The organism is Streptococcus sp. FSL E2-3488 (assembly GCF_038003585.1).
Lineage (GTDB): Bacteria > Bacillota > Bacilli > Lactobacillales > Streptococcaceae > Streptococcus > Streptococcus thermophilus.
In genome coordinates, this window is sequence record NZ_JBBOPL010000001.1 from 377004 (window position 1) to 401369 (window position 24366).

Below are 24366 nucleotides of genomic sequence, written 5' to 3' on the forward strand. Positions count from 1 at the left end.
ACCAAAGAGAGAAAAGATAATGCTTAAATTAGAAAAGGTGACGGGTGGTTACGCTAATATTCCCGTCCTAAAAGATGTGACTTTTGAGGTGGCTGATGGTGAATTGGTTGGTCTCATTGGTCTTAATGGTGCTGGAAAATCAACAACAATTAACGAGATTATTGGTCTCTTAACACCCTATGGAGGACAGATTGCCATTGATGGGTTAACTATTCAACAAGATCCAGCTAGCTATCGTCAGAAGATTGGCTATATTCCTGAAACGCCAAGTCTTTATGAAGAATTGACGCTTCGTGAACATTTGGAAACGGTGTTGATGGCCTATGGTCTTGATGTGACTGAGGGTATGGCACGTGCGGACAAGTACCTCAAACTCTTTCGCTTAGATGAAAAGTTGGACTGGTTCCCAACTCAGTTTTCAAAAGGGATGAAGCAGAAGGTCATGATTATCTGTGCCTTTATTGTGAATCCAAGTCTTTTCATTGTTGATGAGCCCTTTTTGGGATTGGATCCCTTGGCGATTTCTGATTTGATTGAGCTTCTGGCTGAGGAAAAAGCCAATGGCAAGTCTATTCTCATGTCGACTCACGTTTTGGATTCAGCTGAGAAGATGTGTGATCGCTTTGTGATTTTGCACCATGGACAGATCTTGGCACAGGGGACGATTGATGAGCTTCGTCAGACCTTTGGTGACAGTAGTGCTAGTCTTAACGATATCTATATGCAGTTGACTAAGGGAGAATTGTCATGATAGCTGAGCTTTTTAAGGAGCGTAGCAGACGATTCACTACCCGTTGTGCTAAGTATGGTCGCTACGTCTTTAATGACCACTTTATCCTGGTTCTTCTTTTTTTGCTGGGTTTTGTCTTGGTTCAGTATAGCCAGTTGCTCCGACATTTTCCAAAGAATCCATGGGCCATCATTCTTGGCTTACTTGTGCTTTGTCTCTTACTGCCTTTTTGGGGCAATATTGCCACCTATTTAGAGCCTGCAGACAAGCACTACCTCTTAGTTAAGGAAGAAGAGGTGCTAGACCATATTAAGAAGGCGACAGGGTGTGCTTTTAGATTTTGGGTGCTCATCCAGACCTTGATTTTTATCTTGGTCGTTCCACTCTTTCTGGCCTTGGGTCTTCCAGTTTGGGGAGTTGTCCTTGTAGCCGTGGCTATGGCTATTCTTAAGTATTTTATTTTCCAAAAGAAAGCACAACCTTTTTATAAGCAGTCTGGGTTGAATTGGACTGATGCTATTGCAGCGGAGAATAAACGACAACAATCAATCTTGAAGTTTTTCTCACTCTTTACCAATGTTAAGGGAATTACATCGAGTGTTAAACGCCGTGGCTATTTGGATGGCATTCTCAAGCGTACAAAGAAAGACAAGAAATATACGTGGTACAACCTGTACCTAAGAGCCTTCTTACGTTCAGGAGATTACGTTGCCCTTAGCCTACGCCTTTTTGCTTTAACACTTTTGGTTATTTTTTTGGTTCCTGAAAAATGGCTGGCTATGGTACTTGTGGTTGTTTTTGACTATCTCTTACTCTTCCAGCTCACAGCGCTTAAATCGCACTTTGCTTACCAAAGGATGGCCAACCTTATGCCAATTGGAAAAGACATGCAGGTGAGCAATCTTAAGCGCTTGATTAATCAAATTGTCCTTGTAATGACACTGATTCAGGCTCTTTGTCTCTTTGACCTTAAATTTAGCCTGATTTTGATTGGAGTTATGCTAGTTTTGAGTCTTGTTTACCTACCAGCCAAGCTTAAGAAGATGATTGACTAATACCTATTAAATAAGTTAGAATAGAAGTAAGAGACTAAAGAAAAAGGAGATGCCTAGGTGACATCAACAGATAAAGATTTGAGCCTGACTCCTCTCAAAGGAAATAGTGGTAAGGCCTATATGGGGACTTATCCAAACGGAGACCGTGTCTTTGTGAAGATGAATACAACACCAATCTTGGCAGCTCTTGCCAAGGAACAGATTGCGCCCCAGCTCCTGTGGGCTAAGCGTCTGGGAAATGGTGATATGATGAGTGCACAGGAGTGGCTTGATGGTCGTATTTTGACCAAACATGACATGAACAGTAAACAGATTATCCAAATTCTTGGTAATCTGCACCGCTCTAAACACTTGGTTAATCAGCTCTTGCAGTTGGATTATCATATTGAAAATCCTTTTGATCTTCTACACGAGTGGGAGGAAAATGCTGCCTATCAATTGCGTGAGAATAGTTTCCTTCAAGATGTTGTTAGAGATTTGAAACGTCATCTTCCAGAGTTTCGTGCAGAGATTGCGACCATTGTTCATGGCGATGCGCGTCATAGTAACTTTGTTATTACAACCTCAGGATTGATTTATTTGGTTGATTGGGATTCTGTACGTCTAACTGACCGTATGTATGATGTAGCACAGATTCTTAGCCATTACATTCCTTTGGCTCACTGGCCACAGTGGTTGTCTTATTATGGTTACAAGAACAATGACCTTGTTTTGGATAAGATTTACTGGTATGGACAATTTTCATATTTGACACAAATTTCCAAATTCTTTGATAACCGTGATTTGGAACATGCCAATCGAGAAATTTATGAGCTGCGTAAGTTCAGAGAGACCTTGCACAGATATTAGAAAGTAGACATGCGAGTTAGAAAACGTAAAGGTGCAGAGGAACACCTAGCTAACCATCCTCAGTATGTTATCCTTGAGCCGGAAGCTGCTAAAGGTAAGTGGCACCAGATTTTTGGCAATGACAATCCTATCCATATTGAGGTGGGGTCTGGTAAGGGAGCCTTCATTACTGGAATGGCCCAACAAAATCCTGATATCAACTACATTGGTATTGATATCCAGTTATCTGTTTTGAGTTATGCCTTGGACAAGGTCTTGGCCTCAGGTGTTGAAAATGTCAAACTCTTGCGTGTGGATGGATCTGCTTTGACCAACTATTTTGAAGATGGTGAAGTGGACATGATGTATCTCAACTTCTCAGATCCATGGCCCAAGAGCCGTCACGAGAAACGTCGTTTGACCTACAAGACTTTCCTAGATACTTATAAGCAAATTTTGCCTAAAAATGGAGAGATTCACTTAAAGACAGACAATCGAGGATTTTTCGAATACAGTTTGACGAGTTTCTCACAGTATGGAATGATTCTTAACAAAGTGTGGTTGGATCTTCATGCAAGTGATTATGAGGGCAACGTTATGACTGAGTACGAGCGAAAGTTTTCAGAAAAAGGTCAAGCTATCTACCGAGTAGAGGCTCAGTTTAAAGATTAAATCTTGAAAATTCTAATTAAAATGAACGATTAGTCAGTAATGGGTTAATCGTTTGATATGGAGAGGTCGCATAGAGGCCGAGTGCGCACGCTTGGAAAGCGTGTAGTCCTTAACGGGGCTCGGGGGTTCGAATCCCCTCCTCTCCTTTTCAGAAATAGACAAATTCAGAAATAGACAAAGTGTCCCTTCCAGCATAGAAGGGACACTTTTTGGGTAGAGTTATTCGAAAATTTCGTTAGTCCCAAGGACTCTGAATTCCTGCTACCCAACCAGTACAGAGGGCGCTTGTAATATTAAAGCCACCGGTGTGGGCATTGATATCAAGTACCTCTCCTGCAAAATGTAGGTGAGGGACTTTTTTACTTTCTAGGGTTTTAGGATTAATCTCCTTGAGGTCTACGCCACCTTTGGTTACAAAGGATTTGGCAAGTGACATTTTGCCCGTAATTGGAATTTCCATCCCCTTGAGTTGACTGATAAGATTTTCCAAATCTTTGGGATGGAGTTGTTTAATTTTGCTATCCGCCTTATCTCCTGCTAGAAATTCAGCGACACGTTCAGGCACTAGACCTTTGAGAGTGTTTTTAACAGATTTCTCGCGATTTTCCTCAAAGTAGGTCTTGAGATTTTCTTGGCATTGGTTAGGAAGAAAATCTAGATGAGCTATTTCACCGCCTTTGACAAAGCTAGATAAACGTAGGGCAGCCGGTCCAGATAGGCCAAAATGAGTGAAAAGAAGGTCATGAGTAATCTTGTGTTTTCCATAAGATAGCGTGACATCGTCAAGAGAAATTCCCTGTAAAGCCTTATGTGGAAAGTCGGTTAGGAGTGGACTTTCTGCAGCTTCAAGATCAGTAACATGGAGTTTGAAATGTCGGGCGATATCGTGACCAAAACCAGTTGAACCTGTTGATGGATAAGATTTTCCCCCAGTTGTGACGATGAGTTTATCACTAGTAAAAATCTGGTCTGCAGACTTAACTTGAAATTGTTCATCGACTTTTTTGACAGAGACAACTTCCGTATTAGTGAGAATAGTAGCACCTAGTTCCTGGATTTTATTTTCCAGAGCTTGGATAATAGTACGTGATTTATCTGTCTTAGGGAAAACACGACCGTGGTCCTCAACCTTGAGTTTGACACCATTGTCCTCGAAAAAAGCAATAATATCGTGATTATCAAATTGAGAAAAGACGCTATAGAGGAAACGTCCATTACCTGGAATACCTGCTAAGAGATCGTCCAGAGTTCCATTGTTAGTGACGTTACAACGTCCACCACCAGTACCAGCTAGTTTCTTACCGAGACGTTTATTTTTTTCAATCAGAAGGGTTTGTTGGCCATAAAAGGCTGAGGCGATGGTCGCCATCATGCCAGCAGGTCCCCCACCAATAACGATAGTATCAAAATATTCCATAGTTTTATTTTAGCATAATTTAAAAAGAGAAAATAGTTGGTAAATGGTCAGATTTTTTAGACAATTTATGTTAAAATAGGAGTACAATTTTAAATTAGAATGGTTACTAACTATGGAGGAAAATATCGTGTCTGAAAATAACATGAAACACCGTTCTTCTGTCTACGATAGCATGGTTAAATCACCTAACCGTGCTATGCTTCGTGCGACTGGGATGACGGATGATAGTTTTGAAAAGCCTATTGTTGGGGTTATCTCAACTTGGGCTGAGAACACGCCATGTAATATCCACTTGCACGGTTTTGGTCAAATTGCCAAAGAGGGTGTCAAAGATGCGGGTGCTTGGCCAGTTCAATTTGGTACAATTACCGTTGCAGATGGTATTGCCATGGGGACACCAGGGATGCGTTTCTCATTGACATCTCGTGATATTATTGCTGACTCAATTGAAGCTGCTATGGGTGGTCACAATGTCGATGCCTTTGTTGCTATTGGTGGCTGTGATAAGAACATGCCAGGTTCAATGATTGCTATTGCCAACATGGATATTCCAGCTATTTTTGCTTACGGTGGTACGATTGCACCGGGTAATCTTAACGGTAAGGATATCGACTTGGTTTCTGTTTTCGAAGGTATCGGTAAATGGAACCACGGAGATATGACTGCCGAAGAGGTTAAAAATCTTGAATGTAATGCCTGCCCTGGCCCTGGTGGTTGTGGTGGTATGTATACTGCTAACACAATGGCAACAGCAATTGAGGTTATGGGGATGAGCCTTCCAGGATCATCATCTCACCCTGCAGAATCAGCTGAGAAGAAGGCTGATATCGAAGAAGCAGGTCGTGCAGTTGTAAAAATGCTAGAAATGGGACTTAAGCCATCAGATATCTTGACACGTGAAGCCTTTGAAGATGCCATCACAGTTACAATGGCGCTTGGCGGTTCAACAAATGCCACCCTTCACTTGCTTGCTATCGCTCATGCGGCTAACGTTGATTTAACGCTTGAAGACTTCAACGATTTCCAAGAGCGCGTGCCTCACTTGGCTGACTTGAAGCCTTCAGGTCAGTATGTCTTCCAAGACCTTTACAATGTTGGTGGTGTGCCAGCCGTTATGAAATATCTTCTTAAGAATGGTTTTCTTCACGGTGATCGTATCACGTGTACTGGTAAGACTGTTGCAGAAAATTTGGAAGCTTTCGATGATTTGACACCAGGTCAAAAAGTTATCATGCCACTTGAAAATCCTAAACGTGCCGATGGTCCATTGATTATCTTGAAAGGTAACTTGGCCCCAGAAGGTGCTGTTGCCAAAGTATCAGGTGTTAAAGTGCGTAACATTACTGGTCCTGCTAAAGTATTTGACTCAGAAGAAGATGCCATCGAGGCAGTTCTTTCTGACGAAATCGTTGACGGCGATGTAGTTGTTGTACGTTTTGTAGGTCCTAAGGGTGGTCCTGGTATGCCAGAAATGTTGTCATTGTCATCAATGATTGTTGGTAAAGGACAAGGAGACAAGGTTGCCCTCTTGACTGATGGACGTTTCTCAGGTGGTACTTACGGACTTGTTGTAGGTCATATTGCTCCTGAAGCTCAAGTTGGTGGACCGATTGCCTACCTCCGTACAGGTGATATGGTTACAGTTGACCAGGATACCAAAGAAATCACTATGCATGTACCAGACGAAGAGTTGGCGAAACGTAAAGCAGAAACTGAGTTACCACCACTTTATAGCCGTGGTGTCCTCGGTAAGTATGCTCACATCGTTTCATCAGCATCACGTGGTGCGGTTACTGACTTCTGGAATATGGATAAATCAGGTAAAGCTTAATCACATACTATAAAACAAAATCACATCGTATATTTGTGCGATGTGATTTTTATGATTCTAAGTTTTAGGGTATTGTGTGAGTTAGTAATGTCTATACACTGTCTTCTTAATAAAAAACCGATTGGAAATGTCCAATCGGTTTTGGTTTTATTTTCCGCCCCGAGGTGAGATACCTAGGGCAATACGGCCATAACGACTAATACGGGTCATCTTCCAGACTGGTGAGTAAGTGGTTTCTACTTTGACAGAATTAATGCCATCAATTGCTTTTAGTTTTTCAGCGATTTCATATGGCATAGTCTCTTCACAGCCACAGCCAGTATCGGTAAAGGTCATAAGGAAGTAGCAGTGACCATTTTCATCAATGTTGATTTCATAAATCAAACCAAGATTGTAGATATCTAGCTCAATTTCAGGGTCGAATACAGTAGTCATTTGTTCAATAATTTGCTCTAAGAAGGGCTGGGCCAAATCATTGATTTTGATATCATTACGGAAGTTTTTCATAGGACTCGTTCTTTCTATTTTGATTTTGTTTATTATGGCATAATTTAGGGCTTTTTTCAATCCGGTTTGGTAATATGAGGCTATAGTGGGCTTTGGATTGGCAACAAAAAAACTCCAACAGTAAGACCGTTGAAGCTAATGTGCCTCTATAATAAGTAGTTTTGTAACGAGAGTTACGTGAACACTGTCAATAATTGGAGTAAGAATGAAAATCCCAAACCATGCAGAATTGTTCCACCATTCCTGAATAGGCAGATTCGGTAGCAACTACACTTACTATGGAAGTACCAATCAGTTAAGCCAAAGATTTTCCTTCTATAACATATTTATACCCAAAAATAGTTTATCAAAAGCCTGCCTTCCTATCTAAACTGTTTGAAAAATGAAAGGAAAAATAGACTCGTAAGTAATTCTTCAAATGTCCTGAATGACTTGTCAAATTGACAGACAGGTGTGATTATGATATTCTCATAGTAAGAAATTTCAAGAGGAAATGAGGCTATTATGAGTATTGAAATGACCGTCAGCGAGATTGCTGAAGTCCTTGGCGTTAGTCGTCAAGCAGTCAATAATCGTGTCAAACAACTTCCAGAAGAAGATACTGAAAAAAATGCTAAAGGAGTTACTGTCGTTAAGCGTAGTGGCTTGATTAAGTTGGAGGAAATCTACAAGAAAACTATATTTGAAGATGAGCCAATTGATGAAGAAACAAAACAACGTGAGTTGTTAGAGATTCTTGTAGATGAGAAAAACTCTGAGATTGCTCGTCTCTATGCTCAGTTGAAGGCCAAGGATGAGCAGTTGTCAAACATGGACAATCAATTGCGTGTCAAAGACGTGCAAATTGCTGAAAAAGACAAGCAAATTGATCAGCAGCAGCAATTGACCTTGACTGCTATGAAGGACAAAGAAGAGCTTAAATTGGAGCTTGATGAAGCTAAGGTAGAGATTGACGAAGCCAAGGCTCAAGTGGAAAAAATCCAGATTAAACAAGAAGAAACTGCTAAAAAAAGTTTCTTTGGACGTCTATTTGGAAAATAAAAAAGAAGCTGAGACTCGGTCTCAGCTTTAACTATTGTAGGAGATTAAGATGGAAAATTTAGAAACATATATTGCCTTTGATTTGGAGTTTAATACGGTGGATGGCGTTAGCCATATCATCCAAGTGTCGGCGGTTAAAATGGGACAGCACAAGGAAGTGGACCAGTTTGATTCTTTTGTCTATTCGAATGTTCCTTTGCAGTCCTTTATCAATGGTTTAACAGGGATTACAGCAGATAAGATTGCCAAGGCTCCAAAGTTAGAGTCGGTTTTGGCAGAGTTTAAGGCATTTATTGGTAATACACCACTTATCGGTTATAATGCACTTAAATCAGATTTGCCTATTCTAGCTGAAAATGGTTTAAACTTGGAGGAGCAATATGCTTTAGATGTTTTTGACGAGGCTTTTGACCGTCGTGCTTCTGATTTGAATGGTATTGTTAACCTTAAGTTGACTAGTGTGGCAGATTTCTTTGGAATTAAGGGACATGGTCATAACAGTTTGGAGGATGCTCGGATGACCGCTCAAATTTACGAGAAGTTTCTCGAATTAGATGAGAATGCCGAGCTTTTGGAGCAACAGGAAGAAGTCAGTAACAATCCTTTTTCTGCCCTAGATTTAGGTGGCCTCTTCGACTAAAGCTTTACAGGAGCTGTAAAGCTGTAAAGAGTGATGACTAACTTTTTCTTTAAGAAAAGAAAATCCCTCTAGGGTTATGTCTTGCATATTCCCTTACGTTATAAGGTAGAATCTAGGTATCAAGGGTGGCAAATGTCCTCTTTTGATAGAAAATCTTAAAAGGTGGTGACTGAGATGTCGACGTTTTCAACAGGAGAGTTGGCTAAAGCAGCAGAAGTGTCTGTCAGGACTGTTCAGTACTATGATCAACGAGGTATTTTGACGCCATCTAAAGTCACAGAGGGTGGTCGGAGAATTTACCACGAATCAGACTTGGAACGCCTGAAAGTCATTTGTTTCTTAAGAGATTTGGATTTCTCAATTAATCAAATCAAAAACATCTCGCAAGAGGAAAATAGGGAACAGGTTTTAGAGCTTTTGTTGACAGATCAGATCGAGAGCTTGGAAAAGTCTTCGAAGGAGATAGAGGTCAAACTAAAACGTGCCCGTCACTTGCAAAAAATAACTGCTAAACGAAATCAACTTTCGCTGGATGATTTATCAGACATTTCACGTCTTATGGAAAATCAAAAATCATGGCATCATTTGCAGTGGAGAATTTATGGGAGTATCGTTCTAATCTCCCTTCTTTATCTGGTAAGTCTACTGATTGTTAGTTATTATTTTAAGGATCCTAGAGGTTTGTTTATCGTCTGCCCTGCTTTTGTTATAGTAGTGAACCTATTGGTACTTCATTATAGAAAGCAGTTTGAATACCTCTGTCCTAACTGTCATAAGATCTTTGATCCTAGTTTTAAAGAGTTTGCTCTTGCAAGTCATACACCAAGGACTCGTAAACTGACTTGCCCTCATTGTCATATGAAGGCCTACTGTCTGGAGTTGGCTAAAAGTCAAACAAAATGAGTTTTCGAACATAAAAACGCTTGGACTGGCACTGCACCCATAAAATGAGACACAAGAAAACACTCTTGTTGAATTCTGGTAAACTAGAAACAGGAGTGTTTTGTTATGGTCAAAAAAGCATATTCAGTAGAAACTAAGCTAGCCTGTATCGAAATGAAGAAAGTAGATAAGTCAAATAAAGTTATCATGGATGCCCTCGGTGTCAAAAATGCTAGTCAGGTGAAGACCTGGTGGCGATGGTATCAGAATGATGAATTATACCGTTTCCACCAACCCGTGGGGAACTAATATACTTATGGTAAAGGGATGAAGCAGTTATCTGAAGTTGAACAGTTACGTTTGCAGGTAGATTTACTAAAAAAGTATCAGAGCTTGGTAAGAGAATCGACAAAGTAAGTTTTATCAAGCTAGTTGAAGAGTATAAGAAAACTGGTCGCATTAGAGTTTTTCTCTTGTCCCATTATTGGGGTGCAGTGTCTCTCTTGTTGTATATTATGGCTGAGTTGCTAAATGAGTATATAGAAAAAGGAATCGTGAGATTCCTTTTTATTGTTTAGAATGGCAATTTGCCTGCAAAGGCACCCATTGATTTTTTAGTAGCTTCGTCGATTTGTCCAAGAGCATCGTTAAGGGCTTGAACAGTCATATCTTGAAGTGTTTCCACATCATCAGGATCCACAACAGCATCAGCAAAAGTGATGTTAACCACTTTTTTGTCACCAGTTAATTCAGCAACGACCAAGTCTTGGGCTGATTTTCCAGTGAAAGTTGTAGCAGCCAATTCAGCTTGACTTTTTTCCATTTGTTTCTGAAGCTTTTGTGCTTGCTTCATCATGTTTTGCATGTTCATCATAATAATTTCTAGATTCCTTTCATATCAAGGGTTTAGCCCCTTCTTGTTACTTTTTGATGCCTTATTTTTCCTAATAGAAGAGATAGTCGATACCTCAACTATTATACCATGTTTAGTTTGAATGACAAAGTGAGAGAGGGTCAAAGAGAATCCGTAATTATAAGAGAGTTAAGTTTGTTTACAACGATGGTATCACGAGGCTTTGTTAAAAAGCTGTAGAAGCAATTACAGAAGCCACAAATCCTTGAGTTTTAAGACTTGTTATGAATAGTGTACAATGCTTAATTGTTAACCTAGTCAACATGTAATTGGAGATAGAAAAGGAGAGAGAAGATGACAATGCAAAAAAGAAATATTTTAGGGATGTCGGACTGCTTATAGTCTTGTGTATGAGTCTCTATACTTATTGTAATTTAAAATTTAACTCTGTTTATTATGCTCAGCATATCCCTCATAATGAGGGGACAGAAACGTATTTAGTTATGTTGGTAAAGAATGTGGGGTGGATTTATACTCCTAAAATCGACAATATTATATATGATGATGGAACAAACGATATTATAAATACTAAAAGTAAATCTTTTCTAACAAAATCCTTAGGAAACTTTTTATATGATAAGGATAATATGACTGTTGGTTTTAATAGTACGTTTAGATTTGAGGACGTCAGTTATTTTTCAGAAGAAGCAAAAAAATCAAGTTAATGAATCACAAATTAAACGAGAGATTAAGGAAGATTTTTTCCTCAATCATGAAGGTTCATACAAAACCTTTTATCAATCTTCAATGGTTGTTTAATCTACTTTACCGAAGTAGGTTTAATTAGAGAATATAATCCTACAGAATATTTTTGTTGGGTTTATTGGCCTGGATGGCAGAGTGAAAAAAGCATGAGGGGTAATAGGTTTATTTCCTTGGTATTCATGACGGCTAACCTTTGAAAATACCTCATTTTTATGCTACTATGAAATTTGTGAAAAAACAGTTACAAGGCTTGACTCAGGTGGAGGTCAAGCAGCGGATAGATGACGGTAAAACAAATTATTTTAAAGCAAAAGCTGGCTCCAGCAATTGGGATATTTTTAGGCGTAATGTCTTTAACTCCTTTAATATGCTTAATTTTGCAATCTTTGTGGCCTTGATTGCTGTTCAGGCTTGGTCTAATCTATTTTTCTTCGGGATTATTGTGCTTAATGCCTTTACAGGGATGATGACGGAGTTGCGTGCCCGTCGCATGGTTGATAAGCTCAATCTCATGAATCAGGATCAGATTCGTGTGGTGCGTGATGGACAGCTTGTTTCCATCGATCCTAAGGATATTGTCTTAGATGATATCATGCTCTTGTCTGCGGGTGAGCAGGTTCCCAGTGATGCAGTGGTTGTTGATGGAATGGCTGAGCTTAACGAGGCTATGCTGACTGGTGAGAGTGATCAGATTCTAAAGAAAGATGGGAAGGAGTTGCTCTCAGGTTCTTATCTTGTGAGTGGTCAGGTCTATGCTAAGGTCATTAACGTAGCCGAGGACAATTACGCCAACAAGCTTATGTTAGAGGCCAAGACTCATAAGCCAATCGTGTCCTGTATCCTTTATAACATGGACAAGATTGCTAAGTTTACGGGAAAGATTGTTATACCATTTGGGCTTGCACTCTTTTTCGAGGCTTACATGATTAAGCAGCTTTCTCTTCAAGAGTCGGTCGTTACCAGTTCAACAGCCCTTCTGGGAATGTTGCCTAAGGGAATTACCCTTTTGACTATTACATCACTTTTGACGGCTGTCATTAAGCTTGGGATGAAACACATCCTTGTGCAAGAGATGTACTCTGTTGAAACCTTGGCCCGTGTAGATGTGCTTTGTTTAGATAAGACAGGGACGATTACACAAGGAAAGATGACAGTTAAAGGTCTAGAGCTACTGTCAGAGCGTTTTACGAAAGAGGAGTTGGAGCGTTTGCTTGCGGCTTATATGCAACATAGTAAGGATAAAAACGCAACAGCTCAGGCTATTCGAAATGCTTATGAGGGTCTGGAACATCATTATCAGGTAGGTGATGTTATTCCATTTTCAAGCAATCGTAAATGGGGTGCTGTGAGCATCAATGGGCTTGGAACTCTCTTTTTGGGAGCACCTGAGATGCTTCTTAAGAAGAATCCTAAAGCAGTCGATAAGGCTCAGGCGCGAGGGTCTCGTGTTTTGATTTTGGCTTGGAGTCAGTCAGGTATTGCCACAGAGAACATGATTTTGCCGAATGATATCGAGGCTTTGACCTTGCTTGAAATTGCCGATCCTATTCGTGAGGATGCTGCAGAAACTCTGGAATACCTGCGTTCAGAAGATGTGACACTTAAGATTATTTCTGGTGACAATCCAGTGACGGTTTCTCATATTGCTCATCAAGCTGGTTTTGCCGATTATCAAAGCTATATTGACTGTTCTAAGATCAGCGATGAGGAATTGGAGGCTTTGGCTGAGGATACTGCGATTTTTGGTCGTGTATCTCCGCATCAGAAAAAGTTATTAATCCAAACCCTTAATGCCAATGGGCATACCACGGCTATGACTGGTGACGGTGTCAATGATATCTTGGCACTGCGTGAGGCAGATTGTTCGATTGTTATGGCAGAGGGAGATCCGGCTACACGCCAGATTGCTAACTTGGTGCTAATGGATTCTGAGTTTAAGGACATTCCTGAAATTCTATTTGAGGGACGCCGTGTGGTTAATAATATTGCCCACATTGCACCTATTTTCCTCATTAAAACTGTTTATTCCTTCCTTTTGGGGCTTATCTGTATTGGCAGTATTGTTTTTGGAAAGTCGGAGTACCTCTTGGTCTTTCCATTCATTCAGGTTCAGATGACCTTGGCAGGTCAGTTTATCGAGGGTCTTCCACCATTTGTTTTGACCTTCGAACGTAATATTCGTCCTGTTGAGAAACATTTCCTCAGACGTTCGCTTCAGTTGGCTATTCCTAATGCCTTGATGCTGGTTATCAGTGTTCTTATTTTCCATCTGTCTCAGGTCTATCTTGGTATGAGTAGTACAGACATGCTGACGCTTTCTTATTATATGATGGGATCAATGGGTGTTCTTGCCGTTATTCGTGCTTGTATCCCCTTGAATAAGGGGCGTGTGGCCTTGATTATCTACTCAGTCTTTGGCTTCTTAATCAGTTCCTACTATCTTCGAGATGTGATTGCAATCTCAACACTTAATAGCTACACATTACCAATCTATCTGGTCGCAATGGCTATCTGTACACCGCTTTTCTTCTGGATTAGCTATAAACAAGGTGCTTTCCAAAAAGCACAAAGCAAAACTTAAGCTTGCTAACAGACTTTAGTTTTTTGATAGCTAAATAATAGGAAAATCCTTGATGGGCATTAGGTATGGTACAATAAAGGCATGAAAATAGTAGGGCACTTGACGCCAAAAGTCATTAAAGCTTTTAATTTAGACTACAAGCCTGGTGAAGACATCACGCAGTCTGCACAACGTAAGAAGCATATGGAAAAACATCGCCAGGAATTTAGTGATTTTGATGCCATCTATGAACGTATTCCAGAGATTATTGCTCATCCGGACTATATCGGTCGCCATCCTGATGGCCAGTCCTTGGAATACATCAAACGTATTGATGGTAATGTTTTAGTAGCGGTTACATTATGTGATAAACTTAATGTCCGTACCATGTTTGTGATTAAAGATTCTAAGCTGAAAAACTATCTAAATGCTGGTAGAGCGAAGAAAATGTGATATAACATGGGTAAGGAATAACAACGAGAGCGGAAGAGGTAGCCGCCGCACCTTCGGGACTGAAAGAGATGCAGGACTGTCACCCTGCCGTTGTTTATCAGCCCAAGAAGTCCCTTTCGGGGGCTTTTTTATTTTGTGTAGCTTAGGGGCAAGACTATCTCACTATCTGGATTAGGTATAGACTAAACCTATAGGAGAAGAATTGTCAAAATTAACAGAAAATTCTTGACATCTTTTTAAAAAGGAGTACAATAGTTAGTAAATCAGAAAGTAACTGGTCTTAGATTTTCAGGGAGCCTGCGGTGATTGTGAGTAGGTAATCGAGATGAGTGAACATTGGGCTGATTGGATGATAATGAGAAGGTAACACATATTCTTCTCGGTTGGCACCCCTTACCGTGCAACTCCTTGTTAGAGGAGATAGAGATGATGGTCGTTTTTTTGGAGACCATTAACTGAGGTGGTACCGTGTTAAACTAGATTTAATGCCCTCACAGAGTTTTTCTCTGTGAGGTTTTTTGCTTACTTTTATCTTTAAAGGTCTATTTACCTTAAAGGAGTATTATTTCATTATTCAATGAAAGGTTGGGTATTATGGATGCATTAAACGATATTCGAAGTGATATTGATAATATTGATAGTCAGTTAATTCGACTCCTGGCCCAACGTCAAATACTTGTGGAAAAGGCAGGGCGGCTGAAGCCAAAAGGAGATAAGTCCGCAGTCCGGGCGAATGATCGTGTTGCTCAAGTCATAGCTAACCGTCGCAAGGAGGCACTAGAGCTTGGCTTATCGCCAGATGTGGCTGAAAGTGTTTGGCGAAGCATGATTCAAGCCTTTATTGCTTTGGAAGAGAAAGTGAATAAAGAACACTAATGGTGCCGACACATCCTATAAAGGAGTCTTGTATCAGTCTTATTACTCTCGATAAACCAGTTTGAAAGGAAATACTATGAGAAAAATTTTACCAGCCGATACCTTAACACCAATCTTGGCTTATATGCGTGTTCAAGGGGAACACAAGGTTATCCTTGAATCTATTCCTCGTGAGAAGGAAAATGCACGTTTTTCTATTATTGCCTACAATCCGGTCTTTGAAGTAACCTTCAAGGATGGTGTTCTTTATGAAAATGGTAAGGCGATTGATCAGGATCCTTTCGAATACTTGGACCAAGTAACAGTCAAGGGCATCAAGTCTGACCTACCTTTCGCAGGTGGTGCTATCGGATTTGTAGGTTATGATATGATTGGTCTCTATGAAAATATCGGGGAGATTCCTGAAGATACGATTGGGACACCTGATATGCATTTCTTCATCTATGAGTCTTATTTGATTTTTGATCACAAAAAGGAAAAGGTTTATGTGGTTGAGGACAACATCTACTCTGACCGTGACAACGATGCGGTGCGTCAAGCTCTTGGTCAGGTGGTAACGATCCTACAGACTCAGGCGCCAAACGAGTTTACACCTCAGGCCTTGCAAGCTTTGCAATTTTCGAATCATATCGAAAAAGAGGTCTTCATGGATATGGTGGCTAAGGCTAAGAAACTCATTCGTGAGGGAGATATGTTCCAATGTGTGCTTAGTCAACGCTTTTCAGCGGACTTTGAGGGAGATCCTTTGGATTACTACCGTAACTTGCGCGTGACCAACCCATCAAACTACCTTTATTTCTATGATTTTGGAGATTATCAGGTGATTGGTGCCAGCCCAGAGAGCCTTGTTTCAGTGAAAAATGGAGAGGTGTTCACCAATCCGATTGCTGGAACTCGCCCTCGTGGCGCCAATGAGGCTGAAGATGCTGCCTTGGCGGATGAACTCTCACATGATGTTAAAGAAACTGCGGAACACCGTATGTTGGTTGACTTGGGACGTAATGATATTGGTAAGATTGCCAAAAATGGTACGGTCAAGGTGACCAAGTATATGGCGGTTGAGTATTTCCGCTATGTGATGCACCTTACTAGTGTGGTTAAGGGGCAACTCTTACCGGAGTTGACGTCCCTTGATGCTCTAAAATCAACTCTACCAGCTGGAACCGTGTCAGGAGCACCTAAGATTCGTGCTATGCGTCGTATCTATGAGCTTGAGCAGGAAAAACGTGGTATTTATGCGGGAGCTATTGGTTATCTGTCTGCGACAGGAGATATGGACTTTGCCATTGCTATCCGTACTATGATTCTCAAAAATCAAAAAGCCTATGTTCAGGCAGGTGCAGGTGTTGTCTATGACAGTGTTCCTGAAAATGAATTTTATGAAACGATTAATAAGGCGAAAGCTATGACAAGAATAGGAGATGTCCAATGATTTTACTAGTTGATAACTACGATTCTTTTACCTATAATTTGGCACAATACCTAGGGACATTTACAGAGGTGAAAGTCTTACGTAACGATGATGAGAAGCTCTATGAAGAGGCGGAAAAAGCTTACGGGCTAGTCTTTTCACCGGGTCCAGGTTGGCCAGCTGATGCGGGTAAAATGGAAGCCTTGATTAAGGATTTCGCTGGTAAAAAACCGATGATGGGAATTTGCTTGGGGCACCAGGCTATTGCGGAAACTTTTGGTGGTAAACTTGGCTTGGCTAAGAATGTCATGCATGGCAAACAAAGCAATATTACTTTTGAAACGCCATCGCCAATTTTCAAGGATATTGACAATGATGTCCCAATCATGCGTTACCATTCCATCGTTGTTGACCAAATGCCAGAGGGCTTTGATGTGACAGCCATCACAACTGATGATCAAGAAATCATGGCCATTCAACATAAGGAGCTACCAATTTATGGTTTGCAATATCACCCAGAGAGCATCGGAAGTCCAGATGGTCTCAAGATGGTTGAAAATTTTGTGAAAATTGTTGCAGGCTAGTTGGTTAGTCTTTTGACTAGATAAATCTAGGCTCAAAACATCTCCTCGTGCATCGGAAAATATTGAACCGTCTTTAGAAGGAAAACAGATATGAAAGAAATATTTCTACAAATCTCAAACCGACAAGACTTGTCTCAAGACCAAGTCCAAGCAGTCTTTGACCGCATTCTCAAAAATGAAGTCTCAGAAAGCCAAATCGCTTCCTTCCTTATGGGGCTTAAAATTAAGGGAGAAACATCAGATGAAATCACAGGTATCGTGCGTGCCCTCAAATCACATGCGACGGTCTTGCCTGAGACCTTCACAGATGCTATGTGTAACTGTGGTACTGGTGGAGACCAATCTTATAGCTTTAACATTTCAACAACGGCTTGCTTTGTCCTAGCAGCAGGTGGTATTCGTATGGCTAAGGCTGGTAACCGTTCGATTTCCTCTAAATCTGGTTCGGCAGATGTCCTTGAAGTCCTTGGAATCAACGTTGCGGCATCACCAGAAATCCTATCTAAAGCACTTGACGAGGTTGGTTTGGCCTTTATCTTTGCACAAACCATGCACCCAGCCATGCGTTTTATCGGTCCAGCTCGCCAAGCTCTTGGGATTCCAACGATTATGAACTTGGTTGGGCCACTGGCTAATCCGCTTGACCTTGAGACGCAACTCATGGGGCTCTATCGTGTGGAGCTGCAAGAGATTGTTGCTAATGCTATTCAACAGTTGGGAAGAAAACGTGCGGTTATTATCACAGGTCCTGACAATATGGACGAAGCTGCTCTCTATGGTACTAACACCTACACCCTTTTGGAAGATGGTCACATCAGCCAGCACACCTTTACTTATGAAGATCTGGGTATGGAAAAGGTTGAGTTGTCTGATATCACAGGTGGTGATGCCAAGGAAAATGCAGAGATTCTCCTTAGTGTCTTGAGAAATGAAGCTAGTCCTTATCTTGAAACAACAGTGCTTAATGTAGGTCTTGGTTTCTTTGCCAATGGTAAGGCTGGGACCATTAAAGAAGGTGTTGAGCTTGCTCGTCAATTAATTGCGGACGGATCAGCCCTAGAGAAACTTCGCAAACTCCAAGAGGTACAAGTATGAGTAAAGCTTTTCTTCCAACAATCCTAGAACAAAAAGAAAAAGAAGTGGCCCAGTTGGTCATGGAAGACTTACAGCCCTTGCGTCAGACCTATCGCCTTTATGATTTTCTCAAGTCAAATCAAAACAAGTTGCAAATTATTTCTGAAGTGAAGAAAGCCAGTCCAAGTATGGGTGATATTAACCTAGATGTGGATATTGTAGCTCAGGCCAAGACCTATGAGGAAAATGGGGCAGCCATGATTTCAGTTTTGACTGACGAAGTCTTCTTCAAAGGTGATATTTCCTATTTGAAAGAAATTTCGACACAGGTAGCGATTCCAACCTTGGCTAAGGACTTCATTATTGATGAGAAACAGATTGTGCGTAGCCGTAATGCGGGTGCGACAGTCATTCTCTTGATTGTAGCGGCCTTGCCAGAAGCTCGTCTCAAGGAGCTCTATGATTTTGCGACTAGCCTTGGCTTGGAAGTCTTGGTTGAAACGCATAATCTGCCAGAATTGGAAGTGGCTCACCGTATTGGTGCTGAAATTATCGGAGTAAACAACCGTAATTTGGTGACATTTGAGACAGATATCAATACCAGTCTTGAGTTATCGACGCATTTCAAGGATAAACCTGTTTATATTTCTGAGTCGGCTATTTTTACAGGTCAGGATGCTGACCTAGTTGCCCCATATTTTAATGGGATTCTGGTAGGAACTGCCCTTATGACGGCTGACAATGTAGCTAAAAAGGTCAAGGAGTTGCAAATTGACAAAGGTTAAAATTTGTGGACTGTCGACACCAGAAGCAGTAGCCACTGCAGTTAAAGCAGGTGCTGACTATATTGGTTTTGTGTTCGCCAAAAGCAAGCGTCAAGTGAGTCTTGAACAAGCTCACGAGTTGGCTAAAGGGGTGACAGGCCAGACAAAAATCGTTGGTGTCTTTGTTTCACCAATCCTTAAGGAACTGGAAGAAGCGATTAGTCAGGTTCCCTTAGATATCGTTCAGATTCATGGAACTTTTGATGAAGATCTGATTCCAAAGATATCAGTACCAGTTATTCGAGCAATTCAGATTTCGGATGGTGATTCTCAAGTCAAGAGCCAGGCGGGTTATCTTCTTTTTGATGCTCCTATTGCCGGCAGTGGTCAGACCTTTGACTGGCAACTCTTGGCTGACAAGCAGATTGAACAGGACTACTTTATCGCTGGTGGTTTGGCTGTGGATAATGTGGCAGAGGCCAAGGAAACCTTCCATCCCTATGCCTTGGATGTGTCCTCAGGTGTAGAGACAGATGGTTACAAGGATTTAAAGAAGATTAAAGCATTTATAGAAAGAGTGAAAGCATGACATATCAACAACCTGATGCAAAAGGATTTTACGGAAAATTCGGCGGTCAGTTCGTTCCCGAAACGCTGATGACAGCCGTTATTGAATTGGATAAGGCCTATCGTGAAGCCAAAGAAGATTCAAGTTTCCAAGCGGAATTGGATGACCTCCTTAAAAACTATGTGGGCCGTGAAACACCTCTTTACTACACCAAACGTTTGACAGATCATATCGGTGGAGCGCAAATTTACCTTAAACGTGAAGACCTTAACCACACTGGGGCCCACAAGATTAACAATGCCCTCGGTCAAGTCTTGCTTGCTAAACGTATGGGTAAGAAGAAAATCATCGCCGAAACTGGTGCAGGTCAACACGGTGTCGCAACAGCGACAGCCGCTGCTCTTTTCGACATGGACTGTACCATCTATATGGGTGAGGAAGATGTGAAACGTCAGGCGCTTAACGTTTTCCGTATGGAGTTGCTTGGTGCCAAAGTTTTCAGTGTTACCGATGGCTCACGCGTGCTTAAGGACGCTGTAAATGCTGCTCTTCGTGCTTGGGTTGCAGGTATCGAGGATACTCATTACATCATGGGATCTGCCCTTGGTCCAGCACCATTCCCAGAAATTGTTCGTGATTTCCAATCTGTTATCGGTCGTGAAGCCAAACGCCAATATGCAGAGATTTCTGGCGGGAAACTGCCTGATGCTGTAATGGCTTGTATCGGTGGTGGTTCAAATGCTATCGGCATGTTCTACCCATTTGTCAATGATAAATTAGTAGCTATGTATGGTGCTGAGGCTTCTGGTTTGGGACTTGATACTGAAAAACACGCCGCAACCTTTGCCAAAGGTCGCCCAGGTATCCTTCATGGAGCCCTTATGGATGTCCTCCAAGATGCTCATGGTCAAATAATGGAAGCTTTCTCTATCTCAGCTGGTCTGGACTACCCAGGGGTTGGTCCTGAGCACTGTTATTTCAACGAAATAGGACGTGCGACTTACGACTCTATCACAGATGAAGAAGCGCTAGAAGGGTTCAAACTGCTGTCACGTTTGGAAGGTATTATCCCAGCTCTTGAGTCTAGCCATGCCATTGCGCTTGCACAAAAAGTGGCAGCTAAGATGTCGCCAGATCAAAGCCTCATCGTCTGCCTCTCAGGTCGTGGGGACAAGGACGTTATGCAGGTTAAAGAACGTTTTGAAGCTGAAGCAGAAGGGAAATAAACCATGACAAAAACACTAACAAAACACCTACAAGCTATCAAAGACAGTAAACGCGGTATTTTCGTACCCTATATCATGGCTGGTGACCACGCTAAAGGTCTGGACGGCCTCTTTGAGACTATTACTCTCTTAGAAAATAGCGGTGTTTCAGCTATCGAGGTGGGTATTCCATGGTCTGACCCAGTGGCTGATGGTACCATTATTGAACTAGCAGGACAACGTAGTTTGGCTAAAGACGTGACTTTGACAGCTATCATCAAGAAGCTTCAAGAAAAAAAGACACAGGTGCCTTTGGTTATCATGACCTACATCAACCCAGTTTATCAGTATTGTATTGAAGCCTTTGTCAAAGATTTAGCAGAGACTTCTGTCAAGGGGCTCATCATTCCTGATTTGCCAAATGAACATGCTGACTTTATCACTCCTTATTTGAGAGACAGTGACATTGCTCTCGTGCCTTTGATCAGCTTGACTACAGGCATTGATCGTCAGAAACAGTTGATTGATGGTGCAGAAGGCTTTATCTACGCCGTTGCCATCAATGGTGCTACTGGTAAGACTGTTAATTACCGTGATGACCTTGATAAACACTTATCTAATTTGACTGCCTATGCAGACATTCCAGTTCTCACAGGTTTTGGTGTGTCAACAGAGGAAGACATTAAACGCTTTAATGCTGTGTCAGACGGTGTTATCGTGGGATCAAAAATTGTCCGTGACCTGCACGACGGTAAGGAAGAAGAAGTCGCTGAATTTGTTACATTCGGCTCACATTTTGAAAAATAGCAGATGATGCTCTCCAGAAATGGGGAGTATTTTTCATCAAAAATAAATCTACAAATGTAGATAAAATTCTTGACACCTTTCTATAATAGTGTTAAAATAAATCTACAAATGTAAACAAATAAAAGCATTCAGAAAGGAACTATTATGTTGGCAATTTCATCTGCAGAATGGGAAGTCATGCGAGTGCTCTGGGCTAAGGGGCAAGCGACTTCTTCAGAGATTATAGAGATTCTAGCTAAGAAGCTAGACTGGTCGGCTTCGACAGTTAAGACCTTGATTGGACGTTTGGCGGATAAGGGTTACCTAACCAGTCAGCGTCAAGGACGCGGGTTTATCTATCAAGCTAGCCTAGGTGAAGATGAGGCGAATTTTCAGGCTTTAGAGGCTGTTTTTGACAAGATTTGTTTGACCAAACATAGCGATTTATTGGGTCAACTCATCGCAAAGACACCAATGACGCAAGCTGATGTGGATAAGTTGCAGGCCTTGCTTTTAGCAAAAGCACCTGTGGATCAGGTGGTTTGTGACTGTGTGCCTGGCCAATGCGCTTGTGGGCATCATATGGAGGTGAATTAGAAAATGTCAAAAGAAACTTTTGTGGTTAATGGGATGACTTGTGCGTCCTGTGTGGCCAATGTTGAAAATGCTGTGAATAATTTGGATGGTGTGGACAAGGCTGTTGTTAATCTGACCACGGAAAAAATGTCTGTGGATTACTCTGGGAACAAGGTTAGTCCAGAAGCTATTGAAAAAGCTGTGGCTGACGCTGGTTATGAAGCCCAAGTCTACAATCCAGATACAGCTAAAAGTCAGGAAGAACGTGAAGAAGACAAAATCCACAAGGTGCGTGAGCGCCTCATTTGGTCATCTGTCTTCACCATTCCTCTCTTTTATCTAGCTATGGGGCCAATGGTCGGTTTGCCTGTGCCAAACTTCTTGTCTCCTCACCATGCAGCCTTGACCTATGCCTTGGTGCTTTTGATTTTGACAGTGCCCGTTATGTGGTTGGGTCGTTCCTTCTATAGTAATGGTTTTCGTACTTTGGCCAAGGGTCATCCTAACATGGACGCTTTGGTAGCCTTGGCAACTTCAGCGGCCTTTCTTTATAGTCTCTTTGGTACTTATCACATTTCTTTGGGGCATGTCCATCACGCCCACCAACTTTATTATGAGTCGGTAGCTGTTATCTTGACCCTGATTACTCTAGGTAAGTATTTTGAAACCCTCTCTAAAGGTCGGACTTCAGATGCTATCAAGAAACTCATGCACTTGTCAGCCAAGGAGGCAACCGTTCTTCGGGACGGTAAGGAAGTCAAGCTTCCTGTGGATAAGGTTGTTCTTGGTGACCATATTGTGGTCAAACCTGGGGAAAAGATAGCCGTGGATGGTCAGGTGATTTCAGGTAGCTCTGCGATTGATGAGAGCATGCTAACAGGTGAGTCCCTCCCTATTGAAAAATCTGTTGGTAAACCAGTGTTTGCAGGTTCTATTAATGGTCAAGGTAGCTTAATTTATGAGGCTGAAAAGATTGGTAAGGACACCTTGCTTTCCCAAATCATTAAATTGGTTGAAGATGCCCAACAAACCAAGGCACCTATTGCCAAGATAGCCGATCAGGTGTCAGCAGTCTTTGTTCCTGTTGTCATGGCTATCGCCTTTGTATCTGGCCTCTTTTGGTACTTTATCATGGGACAAACCTTTACTTTTGCCATGACTGTAGCAGTTAGTGTCTTGGTCATTGCTTGTCCATGTGCATTGGGACTTGCGACACCGACAGCTATCATGGTTGGTACAGGGCTTGGCGCTGAGCACGGTATTCTCTACAAGCGTGGGGATGTGCTCGAGCTAGCTCACAAGGCTGACGTCCTCGTTTTTGACAAGACAGGAACCATTACTCAAGGGAAACCTCAGTTGGTTTCTAGCTATACCTATGGCAATAGTGGAGTAGCCTTACAACTTTTGGCATCATTGGAAGCCAAGTCTGAACACCCCTTGGGTCAAGCAATTCTTTTAGCAGCAGAAAATGCTAACTTGGACGTGTTAGAGATGGACAATTTCTCAAGTTTGACTGGACGAGGACTTACTGCCAGCTATGCAGGCAAGACTTATCTAGCTGGGAACCAAACTCTTATGGCAGAGGAAAAAGTCGACTTGACTTCAGCACAAACTGATTTCCAAAACTTGACAGCTGATGGTGAAACTCCTATATTCCTAGCTGAAGATGGCAACTTAATCGGACTCTTTGGTGTATCCGATCAGGTTAAAGCAGATAGTGCAGATATGGTGGCGGCTCTTCATCAAATGGGCAAGGAAGTCATCATGTTGACTGGTGATAATGACCAAACAGCCCAAGCCATCGCTCAAAAGGTTGGCATCAAACGTGTCATCAGTCAAGTGCTTCCGCAAGAAAAATCTAGAGTGATTAGCGACCTCCAAGTAGAAGGAAAATCAGTCATCATGGTTGGTGATGGTATCAATGATGCCCCAGCCCTTGCGACTGCTGATATCGGTATTGCCATGGGATCAGGGACAGAAATTGCCATGGAAAGTGCGGATATGGTCCTTATGAAACCCAACCTCATGGATGTGGTCAAGGCTTTGAAAGTTAGTCAGGCGACTATCACAACGATTAAAGAAAACCTCTTTTGGGCCTTTATCTACAATATTTTGTCTATCCCAGTGGCTATGGGTGTCCTCCACCTCTTTGGAGGTCCCCTTCTTGATCCAATGATAGCAGGACTTGCCATGAGCTTTAGCTCTGTTTCGGTCGTTTTTAATTCTCTGCGTCTCAAGCGCTGCAAAATTTAAGTGTCGATTACTTACAACTCCCGCCGCTTAAGGTG

General features: G+C 41.7%; 25 protein-coding genes and 1 tRNA gene. 23 read left to right on the forward strand and 3 right to left on the reverse strand.

Features of this window, described 5'->3' with window-relative positions:
* The first annotated feature begins 19 nt into the window (after positions 1 to 19).
* From MHH90_RS02090 to MHH90_RS02110, 5 genes are all read left to right on the forward strand, one after another.
* Positions 20 to 751 carry an ABC transporter ATP-binding protein gene (locus tag MHH90_RS02090; RefSeq protein ID WP_002951673.1) on the forward strand — a complete coding sequence of 244 codons (732 nt, stop codon included), beginning with the start codon at positions 20 to 22 and terminating at the stop codon, positions 749 to 751.
* Positions 748 to 1785 carry an ABC transporter permease gene (locus tag MHH90_RS02095; protein WP_113870485.1) on the forward strand — a complete coding sequence of 346 codons (1038 nt, stop codon included), beginning with the start codon at positions 748 to 750 and terminating at the stop codon, positions 1783 to 1785. The genes MHH90_RS02090 and MHH90_RS02095 overlap by 4 nt, the downstream gene beginning before the upstream one ends.
* A 57-nt stretch (positions 1786 to 1842) precedes the next feature.
* Entirely contained in the window at positions 1843 to 2634 is a 792-nt protein-coding gene (gene ccrZ, locus MHH90_RS02100; RefSeq protein ID WP_002951667.1) for a cell cycle regulator CcrZ, read from the forward strand.
* Positions 2635 to 2643: 9 nt separating this feature from the next.
* Positions 2644 to 3285: a tRNA (guanosine(46)-N7)-methyltransferase TrmB gene (gene trmB, locus MHH90_RS02105; protein WP_002947526.1), complete on the forward strand. Its 642-nt coding sequence runs from the start codon at positions 2644 to 2646 to the stop codon at positions 3283 to 3285.
* A gap of 59 nt (positions 3286 to 3344) precedes the next feature.
* Positions 3345 to 3431: transfer RNA gene (locus MHH90_RS02110), tRNA-Ser, on the forward strand.
* An 89-nt stretch (positions 3432 to 3520) separates the two neighbouring features.
* Here MHH90_RS02110 and MHH90_RS02115 read toward each other — a convergent pair.
* A complete protein-coding gene (locus MHH90_RS02115) occupies positions 3521 to 4702 on the reverse strand; it encodes a BaiN/RdsA family NAD(P)/FAD-dependent oxidoreductase (RefSeq protein WP_002951656.1) in 1182 nt (393 codons plus the stop codon).
* A 112-nt stretch (positions 4703 to 4814) separates the two neighbouring features.
* Here MHH90_RS02115 and ilvD point away from each other — a divergent pair, with 112 nt between their 5' ends.
* Positions 4815 to 6533, forward strand: a complete 1719-nt coding sequence (gene ilvD / locus MHH90_RS02120; protein ID WP_011226435.1) for a dihydroxy-acid dehydratase — start codon at positions 4815 to 4817, stop codon at positions 6531 to 6533.
* A gap of 147 nt (positions 6534 to 6680) precedes the next feature.
* Here the strand turns inward: ilvD and MHH90_RS02125 are convergent, their stop codons facing one another.
* Entirely contained in the window at positions 6681 to 7040 is a 360-nt protein-coding gene (locus MHH90_RS02125) for a metal-sulfur cluster assembly factor (protein ID WP_011681528.1), read from the reverse strand.
* A gap of 504 nt (positions 7041 to 7544) precedes the next feature.
* Between MHH90_RS02125 and MHH90_RS02130 the strand changes: the two genes are divergently transcribed.
* The 4 genes from MHH90_RS02130 to MHH90_RS02145 all read left to right on the forward strand — a co-directional run bounded on the left by MHH90_RS02130 (position 7545) and on the right by MHH90_RS02145 (position 9912).
* Complete coding sequence (locus MHH90_RS02130; RefSeq protein WP_011681527.1) at positions 7545 to 8081, forward strand: DUF536 domain-containing protein; 537 nt, start codon at positions 7545 to 7547, stop codon at positions 8079 to 8081.
* 49 nt (positions 8082 to 8130) lie between these two features.
* On the forward strand, positions 8131 to 8721 hold the full coding sequence (locus tag MHH90_RS02135; RefSeq protein ID WP_014608634.1) for a 3'-5' exonuclease: 591 nt from the start codon (positions 8131 to 8133) through the stop codon (positions 8719 to 8721).
* 174 nt (positions 8722 to 8895) lie between these two features.
* On the forward strand, positions 8896 to 9624 hold the full coding sequence (locus MHH90_RS02140; RefSeq protein WP_014608633.1) for a MerR family transcriptional regulator: 729 nt from the start codon (positions 8896 to 8898) through the stop codon (positions 9622 to 9624).
* A gap of 105 nt (positions 9625 to 9729) precedes the next feature.
* Positions 9730 to 9912 carry a hypothetical protein gene (locus MHH90_RS02145; protein ID WP_014608632.1) on the forward strand — a complete coding sequence of 61 codons (183 nt, stop codon included), beginning with the start codon at positions 9730 to 9732 and terminating at the stop codon, positions 9910 to 9912.
* Positions 9913 to 10177: 265 nt separating this feature from the next.
* Here the strand turns inward: MHH90_RS02145 and MHH90_RS02150 are convergent, their stop codons facing one another.
* Positions 10178 to 10477 (reverse strand): YbaB/EbfC family nucleoid-associated protein, encoded by a 300-nt coding sequence (locus tag MHH90_RS02150; protein WP_002884818.1) that lies wholly within the window; start codon positions 10475 to 10477, stop codon positions 10178 to 10180.
* Positions 10478 to 10785: 308 nt separating this feature from the next.
* On the opposite strand from MHH90_RS02150, the gene MHH90_RS02155 reads away from it, so the two are divergent.
* The 13 genes from MHH90_RS02155 to MHH90_RS02215 all read left to right on the forward strand — a co-directional run bounded on the left by MHH90_RS02155 (position 10786) and on the right by MHH90_RS02215 (position 24331).
* On the forward strand, positions 10786 to 11181 hold the full coding sequence (locus MHH90_RS02155; protein WP_011681525.1) for a hypothetical protein: 396 nt from the start codon (positions 10786 to 10788) through the stop codon (positions 11179 to 11181).
* Positions 11182 to 11441: 260 nt separating this feature from the next.
* On the forward strand, positions 11442 to 13802 hold the full coding sequence (locus tag MHH90_RS02160) for an HAD-IC family P-type ATPase (protein ID WP_340725755.1): 2361 nt from the start codon (positions 11442 to 11444) through the stop codon (positions 13800 to 13802).
* An 81-nt stretch (positions 13803 to 13883) separates the two neighbouring features.
* On the forward strand, positions 13884 to 14234 hold the full coding sequence (locus MHH90_RS02165) for a PBECR3 domain-containing polyvalent protein (protein WP_084829037.1): 351 nt from the start codon (positions 13884 to 13886) through the stop codon (positions 14232 to 14234).
* A gap of 594 nt (positions 14235 to 14828) precedes the next feature.
* Positions 14829 to 15110 (forward strand): chorismate mutase, encoded by a 282-nt coding sequence (locus tag MHH90_RS02170; RefSeq protein WP_011681522.1) that lies wholly within the window; start codon positions 14829 to 14831, stop codon positions 15108 to 15110.
* A 76-nt stretch (positions 15111 to 15186) separates the two neighbouring features.
* A complete protein-coding gene (gene trpE / locus MHH90_RS02175) occupies positions 15187 to 16542 on the forward strand; it encodes an anthranilate synthase component I (RefSeq protein ID WP_084829036.1) in 1356 nt (451 codons plus the stop codon).
* Positions 16539 to 17105, forward strand: a complete 567-nt coding sequence (locus tag MHH90_RS02180) for an aminodeoxychorismate/anthranilate synthase component II (protein ID WP_011681520.1) — start codon at positions 16539 to 16541, stop codon at positions 17103 to 17105. Before trpE ends, MHH90_RS02180 begins: the two co-directional genes overlap by 4 nt.
* A gap of 90 nt (positions 17106 to 17195) precedes the next feature.
* Positions 17196 to 18200: an anthranilate phosphoribosyltransferase gene (trpD, locus tag MHH90_RS02185; protein WP_011681519.1), complete on the forward strand. Its 1005-nt coding sequence runs from the start codon at positions 17196 to 17198 to the stop codon at positions 18198 to 18200.
* Positions 18197 to 18964: an indole-3-glycerol phosphate synthase TrpC gene (trpC, locus tag MHH90_RS02190; RefSeq protein ID WP_084829035.1), complete on the forward strand. Its 768-nt coding sequence runs from the start codon at positions 18197 to 18199 to the stop codon at positions 18962 to 18964. The genes trpD and trpC overlap by 4 nt, the downstream gene beginning before the upstream one ends.
* Positions 18951 to 19532 carry a phosphoribosylanthranilate isomerase gene (locus tag MHH90_RS02195; RefSeq protein ID WP_011681517.1) on the forward strand — a complete coding sequence of 194 codons (582 nt, stop codon included), beginning with the start codon at positions 18951 to 18953 and terminating at the stop codon, positions 19530 to 19532. The genes trpC and MHH90_RS02195 overlap by 14 nt, the downstream gene beginning before the upstream one ends.
* Positions 19529 to 20737: a tryptophan synthase subunit beta gene (gene trpB, locus MHH90_RS02200; RefSeq protein ID WP_084829034.1), complete on the forward strand. Its 1209-nt coding sequence runs from the start codon at positions 19529 to 19531 to the stop codon at positions 20735 to 20737. Before MHH90_RS02195 ends, trpB begins: the two co-directional genes overlap by 4 nt.
* A 3-nt stretch (positions 20738 to 20740) precedes the next feature.
* Positions 20741 to 21523: a tryptophan synthase subunit alpha gene (gene trpA / locus MHH90_RS02205; protein WP_084829033.1), complete on the forward strand. Its 783-nt coding sequence runs from the start codon at positions 20741 to 20743 to the stop codon at positions 21521 to 21523.
* 144 nt (positions 21524 to 21667) lie between these two features.
* Positions 21668 to 22099 (forward strand): CopY/TcrY family copper transport repressor, encoded by a 432-nt coding sequence (locus MHH90_RS02210; RefSeq protein ID WP_014608622.1) that lies wholly within the window; start codon positions 21668 to 21670, stop codon positions 22097 to 22099.
* 3 nt (positions 22100 to 22102) lie between these two features.
* Positions 22103 to 24331 carry a heavy metal translocating P-type ATPase gene (locus tag MHH90_RS02215; protein ID WP_084829032.1) on the forward strand — a complete coding sequence of 743 codons (2229 nt, stop codon included), beginning with the start codon at positions 22103 to 22105 and terminating at the stop codon, positions 24329 to 24331.
* Positions 24332 to 24366: the final 35 nt, after the last annotated feature.